The organism is Hymenobacter cellulosivorans (assembly GCF_022919135.1).
Taxonomy (GTDB): Bacteria; Bacteroidota; Bacteroidia; order Cytophagales; family Hymenobacteraceae; genus Hymenobacter; species Hymenobacter cellulosivorans.
Window position 1 is genome coordinate 5,158,543 of record NZ_CP095049.1, and the last position, 17,866, is coordinate 5,176,408.

The following is a 17,866-nucleotide window of genomic DNA, read 5'->3' on the forward strand; positions in this document are numbered from 1 at the left end:
TGGTTACCCACACGCCGGTGGCCGCAAAACGTAGCGAGGATGGGTCCATCTGCAGGTGCTCGAGTTGGTGGCAACACGCAGCCTAGTGAGCCTAGACGTGCTAGGAAAGCAACTTGTGCTGGCCATACCTTTACTTGAACGTGAAGTCGAATAGTTGATTAGGTACTGACTTCAAATCGAACCAGTGGAAGTTGCTTGGCCAGATGCAGGCATAATTCATCTTGTCGCTTCCTCGCGGTCTAACGTGCGAGCAGCACCATGGCTGGGGCAAACAGCGCGCTCTAGCTCAGCAGTTCGCGCGGTTGCTCACTGCTAATTTAACAAGGCAGACGACTAGGCAGTGTCTGAAAAGTGCTGATGCTTTAAATTAGGTCATGGCAGCACGATACGAATTAACAGATGCGTAGTGGGCCGTGGTGGCGTCCGAGTTGCCGCCGCAGCGCATGGGTCGGCCGCGACGCGACGATTGGGCGCTGTGGAACGCGCTGCTGTGGATGTTGTGCATGGGTGCAGCATGGCGGGATTTGCCGGCGCGCTACGGCCCGTGGCAAACGGCTTACGAGCGGTTCCGGTGCTGGTCGGCCAATGGCACCTTCGAGAGGGTGCTGGCCGCCTTGCACCTACGCTTGGACCAAGACGGCCAACTCGACCTGGACACCTGGCTGGTGGACTCAACCACTATGTGCGCCACGAAAAGCGCGGCGGGCGGGGCGAAAAAAAGCCCAATGCCTCGGGCGCAGTCGCGGTGGACTGACCACGAAGCTACAGGCAGTCTGCGACGGGGCGGGCACGCCGCTGGCCTTGCTGCTCTCGGCCGGGAAGCGCCACGACGCGCCGCAGTTCGAGTCCGTGTGTCGGTAGATGTGGGTGCGTCGGCGGCCGCCAGCTCATCGCCGACCGCGGCTACGACGCGCAGCACATCCGCCGCTGGGTGCGTCGGCGCCGCATCCGCCCCGTAATTCCGCGGCGCTGACCAGCGCCAGGTCAGTGCTGGCGCCGACGTGGCCGCCCGCCGCGCATCGAAGCTCGGCGCAACTTCATCGAGCGGTTCTTTGGCTCGCTCAAAAAACACCGCCGCGTGGCCATCCGCTACGACTAACACGACCAACACTTTCTCAGTATGGCTCAACTGGCCTGTATCCGGCGTATCCTACAGAGACACTTTTCAGACACTGCCCAGTCAGGCCTGCGCAAAGTGCCCTGTGTTTATACTATGCCCTGGCAGTACGGACATAAGCTATCAACGCTCTTAATAGGTGTATAGTCCCAGGGTGAGCTGAGTTGGGTCGCGAATGAAGGTAGCGTGGTTTTTTGGTGCTGGGCGCAAACGAATTCGTGCGGGGTCAGGCCACGCAAGGTCTTCATACACTTGACGTGGTTGTAGGCTGGCAAGAATGTCTGCAAGTACTCGCTGAGTTGCTCGGTCGTGTCGTAGTGGTAGCGTAGTACCGTCGCTTCTGTGAGGGTGCGGTTCATGTGTTCGACCTGGTCGTTGGTCTACGGATGGGCCGGCTTGGTGAAGCGGTGCTCGATGCCGTGCTCGTCGCAGGCGCGCCCGAAAATGTGGCGGCCGACGTAAGGCTGGTGGGGCATGTTACCAAACTGTGTGCCGTTGTCGGTCAGCATCTTGTGCATTTTATAGGGCAGCGCGGCCAACACCCGGCGCAGAAACTCGGCCGCCAGCATCTTAGTCAACTGCGGTTGTGTTTCGGCATAGGCCTTTAATTTCTTCTTCGGGGCGCTTTTGCTATCTGCAGCCAACGGCAGGCTACTAATACCGTGACGCTGGAACAAGCGGTGCAGGGCCGAGCGAGTGAGCCGCGGAGTGGTGGCCTGCAGCGCGTAGAGGCAATCATCCAGCTGCAGCTGCGTGTGCTGGCGGAGGGCTACAGTAATGGCCTCTTCTTCCGGGCTAAGCACCGTCGAGGCCGGCGTGGGGCCCATCGCCGCATCCTGCGTGGTCGTGCGCTTGCGCCACTTGGTCACGGTTTTGGGGTTGATGCCGTGGCGCCGCGCTAGGCTTTGTAGGCTTTTCTAACTACGCTGGATAGCGGCTCGGATTGCCGGCGCCAGAGCGGGCGCTGCCGTGGAGTACTTATCCCACAAATTGTTACGAAAATTGGTGTCAAAAAATATACCACAACACTGCGGAATTAAATACCTAGTCGATACGGTGGAGAGATGGTACATTATGGTTGCGGCTACCAGGGCATTGAAAACCACCAGCACAAGGGTCCCATCTGGCTTGAGCATAGCTGCTGCTGCCTCACCTAAGCACCGCGCACTCTGTGCACCGTATGCAAGTTGGTGTTGAGCCTGTGTGTCTAAAACGCACGAGAGTCGCCCGTGAGTACTAGTTCTCGTGCCAAGCGCTAACCTACTTCGAATCTAAAACGAGCTTCCTACACATTTTTTATACCCCCCCTATTCCTGTAGTGCTTTTAAAGATGATACAGTCTTGTATTTTCGCTCCGTCACTCTAAGCTACAAAATCGGAATAGCTTCGTTCATGCACCTGCGTGGCCGCTGCTTGTCATAAATTCGGTTTGCGTCAATTAATGGTCGCTAAGCGCTCCGGCGTGATCGTACTTTCTATAAGAATTGCGGCTCTGACTGCGGGGCTTTAGTTTGCTGTTTTCCAATATGATGAGTGGGAGGCGGTACAGGCCTTCTCAGCTGACGAAAAAGCCCTCCTCGTGGTCCACCCCTGCCTACAGCCGGATGCCACACTGGCCAAATTAGACGTGGCCTGGCAAACCAAATTTAGTAAACCAATAAGTCGAGCCTGCTTCATTTGAGTATTTGATGAGCAGAATTCTCGGCGAAAAAATGTCGACGTACTATAGAGTGCTGCAGTGAGCGAATGTACGCGCTACGGTGGCGGCACGTGCCGATGAGCACCGCTTTAATTTCCTCGACGAAACAGGGTTGTGCTTAAACCCAAGCCGACACTATAGATGAACCCAGAGTGGGTGGCGCGTGACTAGTGTTTGCTTGCATTGGGGCCACTCGATGACCTCAACTGGGGCGGTGTCAGTATGAAGACTGCATGGGTGCGATTGTTAGTGGGGCGCTCAATCACTGTAGCTTGGCCCATTATATAGTCCATATTGTGGATTCACGGCTGCGCCTAGGCGATATAAATTCTATAAGAAAAACATACTTAACCAATCATCATTGCTATCGTTCAGGTTAGATGCAATACTTAGGTTTACCCCTAATAAACCATCAATCGTGCTATGCTTTTTTTGGTAGATATCATGGCTGGTATTTATGTTTTTAAAGAAGTCCAAAGTTTTATTTATCCAGAATTGTTGAGATTCCTTGTATTGAGGAATATTACTGTATTTATAGAGAACTTTGTACATCATTGAAACTCCAGATGACCCGTGACAGAAGAATGGATCATCTACCCATGACAATTCTTTGCTGCGATTATTAATCGTGCTTAAGCCTGCTCTATCTGCAATAGTCTTGTAATCAGCATTGTTAAAATATGCATGACACTTATATAATAGAACAATTACACCCAAATCTCCATAGCACCACGCTAGCCTTGGATACATTTCAAACGTATTATTATTGAAATTTATTTTGGAATAAAAATTACCCCTCTCATTAGAAGGTTTATTAGCAATGCTATTGTTTAATATAAATCTAACCCCCTCCTTTATGGTTTCCTCGACTAAAAGTTTGTGTTCGGTATATTCTAAACTATTAAGAAGTATTAAGAGCATTCCGGTTAAGCCATGTGCAGTACTTAAGTTAGCTACGTTTCTATCTTTGCTTTCGCTTTCAACTATATTCTCAAACCACAGTCCTTCAGAAGTTATCTTAGCTTTATTACAAATGGCTTTAATAACATCATTTGAATTTTTATTCGTTCTTGTTATAAAATAATGCACAATACCAAATCCACTATGCAAGCAATCTAATTTATCGCTTTTGAGATCTAACATTAAACTCTCCATCAAATATCCATCAAGATCGAAAAGTTCATCGTGAAGATCAATGCCCAGATCTAATATTTCATTCACTATAGTAGTTGTATAAGCGAAACCAGCTATTCCGCTTGCATAAGATGACCCGTATAATCGAGCTTCATTTTTGTTAATGGCATTGAAGACTTCTTCAATTAGTCTAAAGGCGGCATCTCTATATTTTTCTACATTCGTCATCTTGTATAAAAAAGCATAGTAATAGCAAAGGCTTAAATTGCCATCTAGCAGACTATCATGTTCTGGAGAACGTGACTCTATAACAGTCTGATTAAATTCAAACTGTTTTACAAAAAGGTTATTCATTTTATTTTTGATAATTTTGGAGAAAGAGCAATTATAATCAGCAAAATTTAAGTATAAAATGTATAAAGACAATTCAAGCAATAATATATTGCTTGAATTGTCTTTATACATTTAGAATACGAAATAGCGTAAAGAGCCCAAAAGCCAGCTTATTGAAGCATCTCTAGCGTTTCGCGGCAGTCGGTCATTGAATCAGTTTAGCTGGAGGCAGTTTGCAGTCGTAGGTGCATTGCATGCCATAGTTAGTGAAACAATGAAAGACGCTGGTGAACCCACCGGCCACGGCCTTCATCTGCTCGTTGCTGAGCTTGGTAACCGCCTTTTTGTTGAGGGAGAGTTTTTGCTCCTCATGGCGCGGGTTGGTAAAGGGTAAAGAGAATTAAACTGCTACCGAAACTTCAATGTGGCACCCATTCGTGGCGTTGGAGGTGCAAGTATCGGCGCAGGTGAACCCACCAGCTGAGCAGTGAAAGATGCTGGTGAACCCACCGGCCACGGCCTTCATCTGCTCGTTGCTGAGCTTGGTAACCGCCTTTTTGTTGAGGGAGAGTTTTTTGTTTTTCATAATGTGAGTTGGTAAAAAGTGAAAGGTAAAGGGTAAAGGGTAAGAGAATTAAACTGCTACCTCAATGTGACACGTATTCGTGGCGTTGGAGGTGCAAGTATCGGCGCAGGTGAACCCACCAGCTGAGCAGTGAAAGATGCTGGTGAACCCACCGGCCACGGCCTTCATCTGCTCGTTGCTGAGCTTGGTAACCGCCTTTTTGTTGAGGGAGAGTTTTTTGTTTTTCATAATGTGAGTTGGTAAAAAGTGAAAGGTAAAGGGTAAAGGGTAAGAGAATTAAACTGCTACCTCAATGTGACACGTATTCGTGGCGTTGGAGGTGCAAGTATCGGCGCAGGTGAACCCACCAGCTGAGCAGTGAAAGATGCTGGTGAACCCACCGGCCACGGCCTTCATCTGCTCGTTGCTGAGCTTGGTAACCGCCTTTTTGTTGAGGGAGAGTTTTTTGTTTTTCATAATGTGAGTTGGTAAAAAGTGAAAGGTAAAGGGTAAAGGGTAAGAGAATTAAACTGCTACCTCAATGTGACACGTATTCGTGGCGTTGGAGGTACAGGTAGCAGTACACGGCCTGCATATAGCCGTAGAGTTATTATTTAAGACACTCAAACTACATATATTTTGCTATATTTTCCAAAGTTGCTAATGACTGCTTTTGATTGACTGATACATTATTAAAAATAAATTCATCGTATCCGTAAAATTCCTGATACTCTAGTAATTTTTCGTAAAATAAATCAGGGGGTCCAATAATATTTATCGCATCAATCGGGATTTTGGACTCGCTCTCGTTTAAGCTTATTTTCCTACGTGAGGAATGACAATATCCAGAAAACGTTAAAACGGTCTTGGGCTTCACTCCGTTGGCAGAAAAATATTGTGATTGAAAGAATTTAAACTCTTTCAATTTATGATCCTTATTTGCATTTTCATGAAAAATTGTTCTGCCAAAGTTTAACTTATTCTCAATAATATAATTAAAGTTTTGATATGAGGACCCTAAATACCATACATCTGGTATACCTCCCAAAAATGGTGGTACAACTATACCTTCACTAAGTAAATCATCTTCGCATCTCAAATAATCCAGTAGTTGATTTATCTTGCCTTTAAAACTTGATCTATTCGATTTCAAATCAATATCAAACCTATTAAGAATCGAATCTTCTAAAGACCCTTTAACAATTCCAATATCAACCCTGCCTGTATATATATTGCTCAATAATTTGTAATTATGAGCGATTCTAAATGGATTGTGTGTATTTATGATAAGGCCCGCAATGCCAACATTAATATTGTCGGTCATACCTAATATTATGGGAAGTAACATTTCTGGCGTAGACCATGCCATATCTTTTCTGTTTTTAATATAATTTTCTGTTAGCCAGAATCGACTGAACCCAAGATTATCAGCTGCAACTGCATAATCAATAACCTCATAAATAGATTGAATAGGATTATTGCTTTTATTGCTACGGATTCCAAATTCAAGTAGGCCAATTTTAATTTTTGACTTCATCTTGCTGAGGTATTAAAACTTTTTTTCTCCTTGCGATTTCGCTCTGATAGTGTTTAGCAAGAAGATAGTATAATACGAGTTCAAATACTCTATTTTTTTCAGGAAAAAGCCTATTAATCATCATATGTATGTAACTACCAAGATAATCTTCGGCTATTAATTTATGCGTATTACATAAATCTTTTATATTGTATACTGCAGATCGAAACTCAGAATCCTGCTCGTATAATACTTTATACATACTCAATAATACTTCATCCCCTGACTCATTTAAAATCTCATAAAGATCTTTACGTCTGGCTCTAAAAATATCATTCAATTGAAACAAATTATCTTTATTGTACTCAAACTCATTTAGAAAATTATTACTCATCCTAAGAATGGCATTGTATTTCTTTTCCAACGAAGATGGATGAAATAGCTCTAAATAATAATCTATGTATTTGATTGCCAGTTTCCATCTATATTCTTCGTCGTCTTGATTGCGAATCTCATCTATTACTTTCAAGACTGTTAAGCTATCTACACTGAATAGCGTTTCCACTTCTTCAACAAGTGCTAACTCATATCTTTCTATTTCTCGTGAGTAGGTGGAGATGTCATATTTCCACACTGTTCCTTGTTCTATAAATTTTTTTATTTCTTTATAAAACCTGTCTATAACTTCACCTAAATTACTTTCATCAGAAAGAAAAAATCTAATTCTTATATGAAAGCTTGTGTCTTGGTACCTGATGAAAAAGAACTTTACTATTTTCTTGTCTTTAATAAGCCTTTCACTAAAAGGCAATAAACTATTTATTAAAAACTCATCTGCGTGAGAAGAATTTATATATACTTTAAAATACCCGCACTTTGAGCCAGGAGGAAAATTTCTTTGAACTTCAAACATGATATGCTAATTTTTAAATAGTGAAATATTAAATTGGTTGCGATAATTGTTGTTGTCAGAGTCTGTAATCAAAGAGCACTTGCTATCAAATAAAAATTCTTTGATAATTACAGTTTCATTCTTCATTATTATTTCAATGAAAAGTCGACAGCAACTTATGTCGTTGAGATCTATATAAAGTTCGTTATCGCTTTGACAGTGTAAAATTTTTTCTGGCAAACTGAACTCATCAACAATCATATTAGCTGACTCTTCAACGCTCTTATTTAGAATTTTTTTTCTTATTAACTTTGTATTTATAGTCCAAGTGGCCAATGACAAGATTACATTTTTGTATTTTATTCTTGGCATGTGATCCAGACCAATGTTTGAAAAAGAAAACCCGGATACATAATTACGCTGATACTGTAAGTCTCCTAAGAACTTGAATACCGGTAAATCAGTAAATGAATAATTAAATGCGTTTGTGTGATACACATTTAATTCTTTATTAAGTCTACTTGACTTTAAGACAATTCTATTATTTACAACACCCACGAGCAAATCAGATATTGGAAGGCACAGATTTTCATCGTTATCTGATGCGGATAAACACGTTATATCATACTCTCTAACACCTTGAGGGCGACCTATAATATTTCCATGTCTTGGATTTGGCAGATAGAGCAGTTCAGCATCGATGATATTGTCATTAACGCTATTGTCTTTGTCTGTAATTTGTTTGATAAGAGTAACAATGTTTCTGTCTAAATAGGAGAATCTGCTCATTAATTTAGCACCAGAGTTATCACCGAACGAATTGAGTAAAATTAATCCATCATTATTCAAAACTTCAAATAAGCACCCGAAGGTATTATATGTCCTATTAGATCCAACCACATTGAAATCACTCTCACTTAGGTCAACTTCTTTCTTATTATTCTTTTGTGAATCAATAATTTTTTCCAGGATAATCTTTTCAAAATTAGTGCTCCAGCGTTTAGTTACAATTTTATTGCCTTTGACAGGAAGAGCCAATGATTCAATTAAGCTATTGCTGTAATTGCTTTCGTATGCAGGATAACCTATACCCGCATCAGAGTCCATAACCTTTAGCAGGTTAACCATCTGGCTTTCATATCTTTCAATGAACTTATTTTTGAAAGTTTCTAATTCAGGTGATTTGCTTGGGAAAGGATTTATTTTAACACAAAAATTCACTGCTTCAACAACTTCATCTACTATAGATTTGTCTAATTCAGCATTTGAAAAAATAGTTTTAGTATCAACTTGAAATATTTTATTATAATCAAATGACAAGTTAAATAATTTAATTTTCCGTATTATGTCTTCATACAATGCAATCAAATCACGATTCGCATTAGGATAGTTTATAGCTTGAATTATTGTATTTATTTCATTCAAGTTTTCTACCAAAGGTGAATGTACGCTCTTGGCTTTTAATATATCCAGAATTCTAGATAAGTTATCTGGTTCGGTCAGACACGGAGTTAATTCGCTAACAAGTATTTTAGAATCAACTAATTCGGTCAAAAAAGCAGTGATATCCTCATTCTCCAAAGTTTCGTCAAGGCGAGCAAGTGCCTTATGCAACTCTGTTCTACTAGCACCTTTCCTACTTTCTTTGATCACATTTTCTAAATAAGTTGATCTGTCTACTGTTGATATTTGGTATTCATACGTGTTTAATTTTGATGTGTATTCTATATACCGGATCTTGTCACCAATAAGATACATACTATCATTCGGATAGTATAATATATGATCTTTTAAAATTTCATTTCTTTCAAAATGATCTATGATAAGGCAAAGGGCTGCCATATCTAGCCTGGTGGAAGGGTTATTATCAGAGTAGACGATATTGTTTTTATCACCAATATTGACCATTGAAATTCCAGAGAACTTTCCAAACGGAGTTGTCCTGCTTTGCATTCTAAGCCAATACTTCAAAAGGGTTTTCTCTAGGCTTTCTATTTCCTTTTCTTTCTTAATTTCCCCCTTTTCGTACCTCAGCATTTCAAAATACAGATCCCTTGAAGCTATGTATAGAGCCTCTCTGAACTCCTTTTTTTGAAGCGTGTATTCCTTACCTGGGTTAAAAGGCAATAAAGGTGTTCTGACAAGGCACTGTTTGAAATAATTGAGTTCCATTATAAACGTGAGCTAGTTCTTGAAAAAATCAATTACAATTTGATTGAACTGCTTATAATCCTCTTGGGGCACATAATGACCTGCATTTTTGAAAATTTTTAACTTGCTATTAGGAATGCTTTTGGCTATCAACTCTGTGTGATTTTTTTTGATCACGTCTTTTTCTCCTGCCATAACCAGCACAGGAATATGAATGCTACTTAATTCTTTCGGGTCTAAATTCGGCTCTTCTAGTAATAATTTCTTAAGCCTATACTTAACGCTATTTTTAGAAATTTCATCGCTTTCCATGGCTCTAACCTGTGACATGAGTTGAAGATTAACCTCTTTTTCAATCGATGTTTCGTTATTGAATAGGTTAGCCCCAAAAACAGCCAGTTTGTTAATTTTTTCAGGAAATCTTAAAGCTAACGTCAACGCTGTGTTCCCGCCATCGCTCCATCCTAGTATATTAGCCTTTTTTATATTTAAGCTTTTCAAAAATTCGTTTACATCTTGTGCAAATAAGTCATAATTAAATTTATCTCCATTTTCTGTTGATTTGCCTTGTCCCCTTGTGTCCAATGCTATTACAAAAAAATGATTGGCTAGTTCACTTATTTGATTTCTAAAAGAATTTATAGATTCACCGTTCCCATGTAGCAATAGCAGCGGTTCGCCATTGCCGTACACTTCATAATAAATTTTAACACCATTAACTTCTACATATTTTCCCGCATTAACATTTTCGCCGTACTTCTTACTTGATTTTGATTCTAAATCTTTTTGAACACTTTCCAATTTTAATGAATGTGTTCCACTCAGAAATACACTCTCGTCTAACGATAACTTAGCATACTGATCATTGGAAACTCTATTCAGGCCCCAATCATTCAAATTATTATTTTCAAAATCGGCATTTCTTAATGGTATTCTTATTTTATTATTATTTCTATCGATGAGACAGAGGCTAAAGTCATCGAAAAACAAAGTATTATTACCATTGAAAAAGATTCCTAAGAATAAAATCGAAGTTTTGGGATCCAAATTTTCAATTATGGTGTATTTATTCCATTTATTCTTAATATATGCATCTGCAGTGCCAGTGTTATAAGATTTTATGAATTTTTTATTTAATTGATGTTGAGAGAGCACAAAAGCGGCTCCAGAATTGCCAATGATATCATTGCTCCCATAGATATACCCCTCAAATTGAAATTTACTATACTCGCCTTTATATTTTGATATATCAAGAGATTGTGATACATACGGCACATTGTTATTTTGTCCCTGCGTTTCACGTGATCCTAATAGGATTAAAGAATATATTATTTTTTTAAATGTCTCTAGCATGTTAATGTCTCTTTAGCTGATAATTATATTTTACTTATTCCAGCCTTCTAGTTGAAAGCGAGCTGTGAGTTGATCAGGTTAGGCCTCAATGTTTTGCAAAAGAGTCATTTCCACTAGACGCAAGCTGATTGATTAGCTTGGCCGCCCTTGGTTTTTAGTGCCTGCTGCCACGGACCACATGGGGTCTTTTCGTGAATCTTTCCAAATCTCACCCGTGTAATGTGTATCGGTACAGAACAAGCTACCTTGGTGCCGGCATGGACGTAATACCCAACACAAAACCCCTCGCGAGTCGTTAAGACCTAGGCCTGTAACTGTGGAACCAACTCCTGTTGCAGGCGTACCATGCGGAGTAGCGCTTAAACTCAGTACTTTGTAGCGTTTGATGATTATGTCGTGGCATACCGGAAGGAAAGAGAGTTAGCGCAGTGGGGCTATGCAAGCAGGTGACTATATGAATGCCCACAAGAGAAAGTCACAAGCGGGTCCATCAACGTATCGAAAAAGGCTTGTTATTCTGCTGCTCCACATAGCGTTGGTTTAGCACCAAATTGCTCCTAAAGTAGCGAGGAGCGATTACTTCAGTTGACGGCACCTGTACTTCAAACAAGCAGAAGCACTCAGTCAGGCGAACCCAGATACGGCGGGTATAATGGAGTAACCTCTCGTTAAAGTAACATATTGCCATAATCTATTCTGTAATAGGCCCGTCAGGAAGTAAGGTTTAAATACTTGAATCCTCTTCTATTTCTTTTGTAACCAACTATCTCACTTATACATACAACCCGTCATGTTAGCGAACAGTTGGGCTGCTTGAGTGGACAATTATACATGACAAAATCTTTATAGACAAAAACAGATATTTCTTTCCGGGTTCGTTTGGGTACATCAGTCTCTCTATGCCCATTAATATGCAAATACGTCAACCTACTGCTTTGTATTCATATATGGTTCATTTTCAGTATTTTACCAGAGCATTTGCCGTCGATTAGCACAATCACTTTAGCTGATTATCAATGTAAAATTCAAACTGCTTCCGACGACTTGTTTGAACACTTCTTTCAAGTATAAAACAAAATCTATACTCTTAGCGGGAATTTCTGTTCCTACTATTGTGCTATCCTAAATACTTCGGGCAGGCGAAAGGCATCGTTTCCTACGGCTTTCTCGACGGCCGCCACCGGCTCTTCTACTCAACCACGTTTAGTTCGTCCGAGCGCGAAGCCGCCTATTTGGTCGATGACCTGCTGCACAACAACGTCGTTGAGTCCACCATCCACAGCACCGATACCCACGGCTTCACGGAGGTCAATTTTGCCCTTACTGCCTTGCTGGGGATTGAATTCGCGCCGCACATCCAATCCTTTCAGGACCAGCAGCTTTACGCCTTCGCCGGCATGGACGCGCCCGACCTGACGGCTTACGGTCTAGTCCCAGTCAAGTACCTCGACCACACCCTTATCGAGGCCCAGTGAGATACGCTGCTGCGGTTGGTGGTGAGCCTCAAGCAAAAGCACGTGACGGCTCCCACGCTGCTGCGCCGGTTCAACTCCTACTCCCTGCAGCACCCCGTCTACCTGGCCCTGCGCGAGCTGGGCCGGGTAGACGGGGTGCTGCAGGGAGTTTCTGCTCCGCTACATGGACGACCAAAGCCTGCGCAAGCGCATCGACGACCAGCTGGACAAGCTCGAAAGCACGCATACCTTCGCCCGAGACGTGTTTTACGGTTTAATCATCCGGGGGTGCTATTGCGCCGGATGATACATGACAAAACTACTAAGCCTAGGTAAGCTTCAGCAGAAAAAAGGACGAGTGGTAAAAAGTTGGTGATGAACTGCACCAGACCAACGCGAACGGGCCACTACCAGCGGGGCTAATGTTGCTTGAGCCGGCCTAGCTGCGGGGAGGATATGACCACCGGGTGCTGCATTTGATAGTAGGCCAGCTCGAATACGGTGGGCAGGTCCAGCTCAGCTAGGCGCTGCAGCCCTTCCAGGGTGGCCGTTTCGGACTTCTGCATGCGCAGCGCCAGGACACTACTTTCCAGGCCTCTAACACTTCTTTGCGGGTACCCAGCGAGTGGATCAGCTCCGCCATCGAGCGGCAGGCCACGGGCACTTTCGTCTCCCTCTGGTTCCCGCTTATAGAAAGTGGTTTTTCAAGGGGCATCTTCGTTCCCGGGTAAAGGCTGCTTGGCAGCAGGCGTTGGGTAATTCGCGTAAGAGCCGTTCGCCCCCGTCTGGTAGCCGGTATGCGTAGCTAGTGGGCAGGTGGCAAAAGGATAGTTGCTGAGTAGCGAAAGGATAGTTTTTGTAAGACAATCTTCCGGCTTTTGAGTCTGACTTCTCCGCGAGTTCTTGGCTTGGTCTGGCTGTACCAAGCGCAGAGTTTATGCATTAAATGGCCCTTTACAGCTGACTGAAACAACTCTCAAGGTACTTCCATAGCATGGAAGGGTAGCCAAAAGGATAGAAATAGTAAGTTGGATCAGGAGGTACTGTGCCTCACTTAGCTCTGGGTGTAGAGGAATAGTGCTCTCATGGGCTGGAAACGCTTACTATTTCTATCCTTTTAGCATATGGCAGGTGGGTTAGCTTACCATTTCTATCCTTTCGCTAGCCCTTTATTAGTCGCTTACCAGCTGAATTTGGATTGAAAACGAAGGAAGCGGGCATGGGGGAACTGTGTTAGTAGTAGCCCTGCTGGCCGCCAGTAAGCAGGTCGACGTAGCAATGCCACCCACCAGGAAACGACGACTGTGCATGAGAGTTAAAATGAGAACTATAGGAACGAGCGGTCAGAACCGGGCTAACTCGGCCCGCTCGGCCCTAGTAACAAAAAAACCCTCACTGCATTACGCAATGAGGGTTTTTGGTGATCCCGCTGGGATTCGAACCCAGGACCCGTACATTAAAAGTGTACTGCTCTACCAGCTGAGCTACAGAATCGTTTATTTGCATTCGGAAACTCTGTTCCCTGATTGCGGATGCAAAAGTAGAGGCGTCCCTTTAAACTTCCAAACGCTTTGCTCAAAAACGTCCTATTTTTTTTATTCGCTACGCTACTTGGAGCTCAAGAAGCTCGCAGTCAGACTACTAGTCCGAACGTAGCCAAGGCAGACTCCTTATTTGCGCGGGCGCAGTATGAGGCCGCTTACCCATTGTATCGTCAGGAGTTGCGGCGCGGGCTGACCTCGCCCCGGGTACTGCTGCGCATGGCCTACATTCAGGAAGGGCTGGGGCATTATCCGGCGGCGCTGTATTACCTGAGCTTGGCCCATCGCCGCAAGCCGACGTATGCTACGTGGCGCAAAATGACGGAACTGGCGCAAAGCTACCGCCTGGCTGGCTACCCGGACACTTGGAAAACCAAGCTATTAATTACTTTTCGTCGCTATTACTATACGGTTTTGCAGGCCCTGCTGATTGGTGCAGTACTAGTGGGCGTGTTTCTACTGGTGCGTCACCGGGCTAGCCGGTCCTTGTGGCTGAGTTATGGGCTATACGTGCTGGGCGTAGGCTTTTACCTGAACTTCCTGCGGCCCAGCACGGTGGGACTGGTAGCCCGTCCCCACTCCGCTCTGATGAGCGGACCCAGCGCCGGAGCGGCGTGGCTGACCACGGCCCGAGCTGGCGACCGGCTACTAGTACGCGACCAACAGGATATCTGGTACCGGGTAGAGTGGCGTAACCGCGACGCCTACATTCGTCGCAACGACCTGCTGTTGGTTGACTAAGCTGTACTGCATTGGCACAAAAAAGCCCTGCCTCTACAGTAGAAGCAGGGCTTTTTTGTAAAATTACTCTATCGGCTTATTTCACCGGCGAGCCTTCTTCTTTACGAAAGTGATTGAGCACCAGCCGATCGGCCAACCCTGGCAGCCACTTGTTGAGGAAGACCGTCAACTTACCCTGGGCGGTAAGCACCAGGTCGCGGCGGCGCTGCTGCACAGCGCGCAGCAGGTGGTGGGCCACTTCCTCACTGGTCATCATTTTGCCTTCGTCGCGCGGCGATTCGCCCTGAGCCGAGCCGTCGGCGGCTAGGGCGGTCTGCCGGATGTTAGACGCCGTGAAGCCCGGGCAAGCAACCAGTACGTGTACCCCCTGGGGCAGCAACTCGGTGCGCAGGGCCTCCAGAAAGCCATGCATGGCAAATTTGGAAGCCGAGTAGCCGGTGCGACCCGGCAGGCCGCGGTAGCCGGCAATGCTGGAAATACCCACAATGGAGCCTTTGGTGGCCAGAATATGAGGCAAGGCAAACTTGGTGGTGTATACCGTCCCGAAAAAGTTGGTTTGCATTAGCCGCTCAATCACGCCCAGGTCGGCATCCTGGAACATGGCCCGCATGGAAATACCGGCGTTGTTGATCAGCACGTCGAGGCGCCCGAATGCGGTGATGGTTTCGGCTACGGCCCGGGCTGAATCGGCCTCCACGCCCACGTCGGCGCGCACAGCATGGCAGGCAATGCCCTGCTGTTGAAGCTCCTGGCGGGTGGCGGCCAGACGGACTTCGTCGCGGCCCGTGATGACGACCTGGGCTCCGGCCTGGCCAAATACCAGGGCGCAGGACCGGCCGATGCCCGAGGTAGCACCCGTAATGAGCACCACTTTTCCTTTCATAACGCTATAAATTGGATGATTGCCGCCGCAACTCAGCGGCCGGCGTGGGCCAAAACTACGGCTTTTTGTAGGGTTTACCGGAGTTTTTTACCGGCTGCTTGTGCCTTATAAGCTCGACATCAGCTATTTCCAAAATTGGATTTAGTCGTTACATTTAGGAACGGGAATCCGCTTTCATTCCTGGTGGACTATATGACGAGACTTCTACGGTTGGGGCGCTGGACGCCGTTTTTTGGGGGATATGTAGTGCTGGCAGCGTTGCTGTTGCCCGGCACTAGTGCCCAAGCGCAGTGCCCGGCGGCGGCCTCCGCCTGCACGCCGGGTGCGGCCCCGAGCAGCAGCTACTCGTTTGGAATGGGAATTCTGAACGTAACGCTGGGCAGTATCAACAACAACTCCACGGGTGTGCAGGATGGATACCGAGATTATGCCTGCTCCCAAAATGCGGCTCTGACCGTGGGTACCAACTACCCCATCAGCATTCGGACCAATAACGGCACCGACGAGAACGTGCGGGTCTGGATTGACCTCAACAACGATGGCACGCTGAACGGTACTACCGAACTCGTGTTCAGCTCCGACGCTAAGAAAGTGCATACCGGCACCGTGCGCCTGCCCGTGGGCACCACGCTCAACACCCGCCTGCGCATGCGGGTAGCGGCCGATTATAGTAACTCTCCTCTACCCGAGCCCTGCTCGACCCCGCTCTACTCGCAGACCGAGGACTACGCCGTAACGGCCGGGGCCAACAGCGCCCCGCCGGTAGCCGAATTTGTGGCCGACCAAACCCTGACCTGCTCGGGCTGCGTGCAGTTTACCGACCAGAGCCAGAACTCGCCTTCTTCCTGGCTGTGGAACTTCGGCGACAACACCACCAGCACCGTCCAGAGCCCGCGACACTGCTACGCCACGGCCGGCACCTACACCGTGACGCTGACTGTGACCAACGCGGCCGGCTCCAACGTGCGGACCCGTTCCAACTATATCGTGTACGATGCGGCTGTGCCGGTAGCGGCCAGCTGCACGCCCAACACCTCGGCCTATTGCTGCGGCTACGGCATCACCCGCTTTACGCTGGGCACACTGAGCAAGGCTTCCGCCAACGGCGAGGCCGGCTATGAGGATTTCACCTGCGGCAGCCGGGTGCAGCTTACCGAGGGCAATGCCTACGCCCTGAGCGTGACGACCGGCCCGAGCAACCCCCAGGACACCCGTGTATGGCTGGATTTGAACAACGACGGTAGCTTTAGCGCCACCGAGCTGCTTTACCAGGCCCTGAACCGCACCAATCCCAGCGGCAGCATAACCATTCCCGCCTCGGCCGTGAAAGGCCAGCCGCTGCGCCTGCGCGTGATTTCGGATTACGTAGGGGCCCCCGCCGGCCCCTGCGCCGAGCCCCAGTTGGGCCAGGCCGAGGACTACACCGTGACGGTTTTGGCGAATACCACCCCGCCAGTGGCCAATTTCACCTCTACCTATGTGCCGGGCACCTGCGTGAACCCGGTGCAGTTTACGGATCAAAGCCAGAATGCCCCTACCTCCTGGCTGTGGAACTTCGGCGACAACACCACCAGCACTGCCCAAAACCCTTCGCACCAGTATTCCACTTCGGGCACCTACACCGTGACGCTGCGGGCTACCAATGCTTATGGCCAGAACACCGTGACGCGCACGAATTACCTGACCGTATCGGTACCGTGCCTGACCTACTGCGCGTCGACGGGCCTGAACAACAACGTTTGGCTGACCAGCGTGGCCGTGACCGGTACGGGCGTGGCCTTCAGCAACCCTTCCGGGGCCGATGCCGGGGGGTACGGCAACTACATTAACCAGACTATCGGACTGCGCCAGGGCCAGACCTACACGCTGGCCACCACGACGAACATCAACTTCCAGCGGACGACCTCCATGTGGCTGGATCTGAACCGCAACGGTATATTCGACACCAACGAGTTGTTGGTCAATGGTAGCTCGCCCCAGAATTCGTCGGCGGTGTTTACGATTCCGAATACGGCCAGCGTGCTGGGCTTTACCCGCATGCGGATCCAGACCCGGGCCAACGGCAACCAGGCCCAGCCCTGCGTAACCAACCAGATGAATTCCGAAACCGAGGACTACTCGGTGCGCATCGACTTGGTCAGCAGCACGGCTGAGGCCCGGCAGCTGCCTTCGCTCAGCATTTTTCCGAACCCGACGCCCAGCGGGCTCGTGCACCTACGCCTGGCCGATGCGGCGGCGGCGGGCACCTACGAAGCCACGGTGCATAACGTGCTAGGAGCCCAGCTGCTGACTGCCACCCTGCGCCTGCACCCGGCCGCCGATACAAATCTGGACCTGACGGCGCTGCCCCGGGGGCTGTACCTGATCCGCCTGACCGACGCGGCGGGCCACACGGCCGTGCGGCGCGTGGAGCGCCAATAACGAGTTTTTTTCTGCCCGTCCTACTCTCTAGTAGCCTGCTACCCAGTAGCGGGCTACTCTCTTTTC

14 protein-coding genes, 1 tRNA gene and 3 pseudogenes are annotated in these 17,866 nt (G+C 46.9%); 5 read left to right on the plus strand and 13 right to left on the minus strand.

Annotated features, from left to right (window positions below):
- Window positions 1–416 precede the first annotated feature (416 nt).
- The gene (locus MUN80_RS26245; RefSeq protein ID WP_375373995.1) at window positions 417–959 is read left to right on the plus strand and encodes a transposase; all 543 of its coding nucleotides are present in this window, start codon (window positions 417–419) and stop codon (window positions 957–959) included.
- Window positions 960–1,206: 247 nt separating this feature from the next.
- Here the strand turns inward: MUN80_RS26245 and MUN80_RS21750 are convergent.
- From MUN80_RS21750 to MUN80_RS21790, 10 genes and pseudogenes are all read right to left on the minus strand, one after another.
- Window positions 1,207–2,095 (minus strand): annotated as a pseudogene (locus tag MUN80_RS21750) (integrase core domain-containing protein); the annotation flags it as partial.
- A gap of 1,051 nt (window positions 2,096–3,146) precedes the next feature.
- Window positions 3,147–4,304 carry a lanthionine synthetase LanC family protein gene (locus MUN80_RS21755; protein WP_244716306.1) on the minus strand — a complete coding sequence of 386 codons (1,158 nt, stop codon included), beginning with the start codon at window positions 4,302–4,304 and terminating at the stop codon, window positions 3,147–3,149.
- A gap of 184 nt (window positions 4,305–4,488) precedes the next feature.
- A pseudogene (locus MUN80_RS26250) lies at window positions 4,489–4,641 on the minus strand (class I lanthipeptide); the annotation flags it as partial.
- A 42-nt stretch (window positions 4,642–4,683) separates the two neighbouring features.
- Window positions 4,684–4,869: a class I lanthipeptide gene (locus tag MUN80_RS21760; protein ID WP_244716308.1), complete on the minus strand. Its 186-nt coding sequence runs from the start codon at window positions 4,867–4,869 to the stop codon at window positions 4,684–4,686.
- Between the two features lie 48 nt (window positions 4,870–4,917).
- Window positions 4,918–5,097 carry a class I lanthipeptide gene (locus MUN80_RS21765; protein WP_244716310.1) on the minus strand — a complete coding sequence of 60 codons (180 nt, stop codon included), beginning with the start codon at window positions 5,095–5,097 and terminating at the stop codon, window positions 4,918–4,920.
- A 48-nt stretch (window positions 5,098–5,145) separates the two neighbouring features.
- Window positions 5,146–5,325: a class I lanthipeptide gene (locus MUN80_RS21770; RefSeq protein WP_244716310.1), complete on the minus strand. Its 180-nt coding sequence runs from the start codon at window positions 5,323–5,325 to the stop codon at window positions 5,146–5,148.
- Window positions 5,326–5,476: 151 nt separating this feature from the next.
- Complete coding sequence (locus MUN80_RS21775; protein ID WP_244716312.1) at window positions 5,477–6,385, minus strand: LLM class flavin-dependent oxidoreductase; 909 nt, start codon at window positions 6,383–6,385, stop codon at window positions 5,477–5,479.
- Window positions 6,369–7,277 (minus strand): thiopeptide-type bacteriocin biosynthesis protein, encoded by a 909-nt coding sequence (locus tag MUN80_RS21780; protein ID WP_244716314.1) that lies wholly within the window; start codon window positions 7,275–7,277, stop codon window positions 6,369–6,371. The genes MUN80_RS21775 and MUN80_RS21780 overlap by 17 nt, the downstream gene beginning before the upstream one ends.
- Before the next feature lie 6 nt (window positions 7,278–7,283).
- A complete protein-coding gene (locus tag MUN80_RS21785) occupies window positions 7,284–9,428 on the minus strand; it encodes a lantibiotic dehydratase family protein (protein ID WP_244716316.1) in 2,145 nt (714 codons plus the stop codon).
- Between the two features lie 12 nt (window positions 9,429–9,440).
- Window positions 9,441–10,760 (minus strand): alpha/beta fold hydrolase, encoded by a 1,320-nt coding sequence (locus tag MUN80_RS21790; RefSeq protein ID WP_244716318.1) that lies wholly within the window; start codon window positions 10,758–10,760, stop codon window positions 9,441–9,443.
- Window positions 10,761–11,872: 1,112 nt separating this feature from the next.
- Between MUN80_RS21790 and MUN80_RS21795 the strand changes: the two are divergent.
- Together MUN80_RS21795 and MUN80_RS26055 are read left to right on the plus strand one after the other, a co-directional pair.
- Window positions 11,873–12,352, plus strand: a pseudogene (locus MUN80_RS21795) (Tn3 family transposase); the annotation flags it as partial.
- A 34-nt stretch (window positions 12,353–12,386) separates the two neighbouring features.
- On the plus strand, window positions 12,387–12,521 hold the full coding sequence (locus tag MUN80_RS26055) for a Tn3 family transposase (protein ID WP_262922087.1): 135 nt from the start codon (window positions 12,387–12,389) through the stop codon (window positions 12,519–12,521).
- 112 nt (window positions 12,522–12,633) lie between these two features.
- Here MUN80_RS26055 and MUN80_RS21800 read toward each other — a convergent pair whose 3' ends face one another.
- Together MUN80_RS21800 and MUN80_RS21805 are read right to left on the minus strand one after the other, a co-directional pair.
- Window positions 12,634–12,780 carry a hypothetical protein gene (locus MUN80_RS21800; RefSeq protein WP_244716320.1) on the minus strand — a complete coding sequence of 49 codons (147 nt, stop codon included), beginning with the start codon at window positions 12,778–12,780 and terminating at the stop codon, window positions 12,634–12,636.
- 852 nt (window positions 12,781–13,632) lie between these two features.
- Window positions 13,633–13,708: transfer RNA gene (locus MUN80_RS21805), tRNA-Lys, on the minus strand.
- A 212-nt stretch (window positions 13,709–13,920) separates the two neighbouring features.
- On the opposite strand from MUN80_RS21805, the gene MUN80_RS21810 reads away from it, so the two are divergent.
- Entirely contained in the window at window positions 13,921–14,496 is a 576-nt protein-coding gene (locus MUN80_RS21810) for a hypothetical protein (RefSeq protein WP_244716322.1), read from the plus strand.
- A gap of 76 nt (window positions 14,497–14,572) precedes the next feature.
- On the opposite strand, the gene MUN80_RS21815 is transcribed toward MUN80_RS21810, so the two are convergent.
- Window positions 14,573–15,379, minus strand: a complete 807-nt coding sequence (locus MUN80_RS21815; protein ID WP_244716324.1) for an SDR family oxidoreductase — start codon at window positions 15,377–15,379, stop codon at window positions 14,573–14,575.
- A gap of 192 nt (window positions 15,380–15,571) precedes the next feature.
- On the opposite strand from MUN80_RS21815, the gene MUN80_RS26140 reads away from it, so the two are divergent.
- Entirely contained in the window at window positions 15,572–17,800 is a 2,229-nt protein-coding gene (locus MUN80_RS26140) for a GEVED domain-containing protein (protein ID WP_311136251.1), read from the plus strand.
- The last annotated feature ends 66 nt before the right edge of the window (window positions 17,801–17,866 follow it).

Bases quoted from the DNA above. Each gene is read 5' to 3' on its own strand.
- MUN80_RS21815 (WP_244716324.1), bottom strand. From the start codon at position 15,379: ATGAAAGGAAAAGTGGTGCTCATTACGGGTGCTACCTCGGGCATCGGC.
- MUN80_RS21765 (WP_244716310.1), bottom strand. From the start codon at position 5,097: ATGAAAAACAAAAAACTCTCCCTCAACAAAAAGGCGGTTACCAAGCTC.
- MUN80_RS21780 (WP_244716314.1), bottom strand. From the start codon at position 7,277: ATGTTTGAAGTTCAAAGAAATTTTCCTCCTGGCTCAAAGTGCGGGTAT.
- MUN80_RS21760 (WP_244716308.1), bottom strand. From the start codon at position 4,869: ATGAAAAACAAAAAACTCTCCCTCAACAAAAAGGCGGTTACCAAGCTC.
- MUN80_RS21775 (WP_244716312.1), bottom strand. From the start codon at position 6,385: ATGAAGTCAAAAATTAAAATTGGCCTACTTGAATTTGGAATCCGTAGC.
- MUN80_RS21800 (WP_244716320.1), bottom strand. From the start codon at position 12,780: ATGCAGAAGTCCGAAACGGCCACCCTGGAAGGGCTGCAGCGCCTAGCT.
- MUN80_RS26140 (WP_311136251.1), top strand. From the start codon at position 15,572: ATGACGAGACTTCTACGGTTGGGGCGCTGGACGCCGTTTTTTGGGGGA.
- MUN80_RS21785 (WP_244716316.1), bottom strand. From the start codon at position 9,428: ATGGAACTCAATTATTTCAAACAGTGCCTTGTCAGAACACCTTTATTG.
- MUN80_RS21790 (WP_244716318.1), bottom strand. From the start codon at position 10,760: ATGCTAGAGACATTTAAAAAAATAATATATTCTTTAATCCTATTAGGA.
- MUN80_RS21755 (WP_244716306.1), bottom strand. From the start codon at position 4,304: ATGAATAACCTTTTTGTAAAACAGTTTGAATTTAATCAGACTGTTATA.
- MUN80_RS21770 (WP_244716310.1), bottom strand. From the start codon at position 5,325: ATGAAAAACAAAAAACTCTCCCTCAACAAAAAGGCGGTTACCAAGCTC.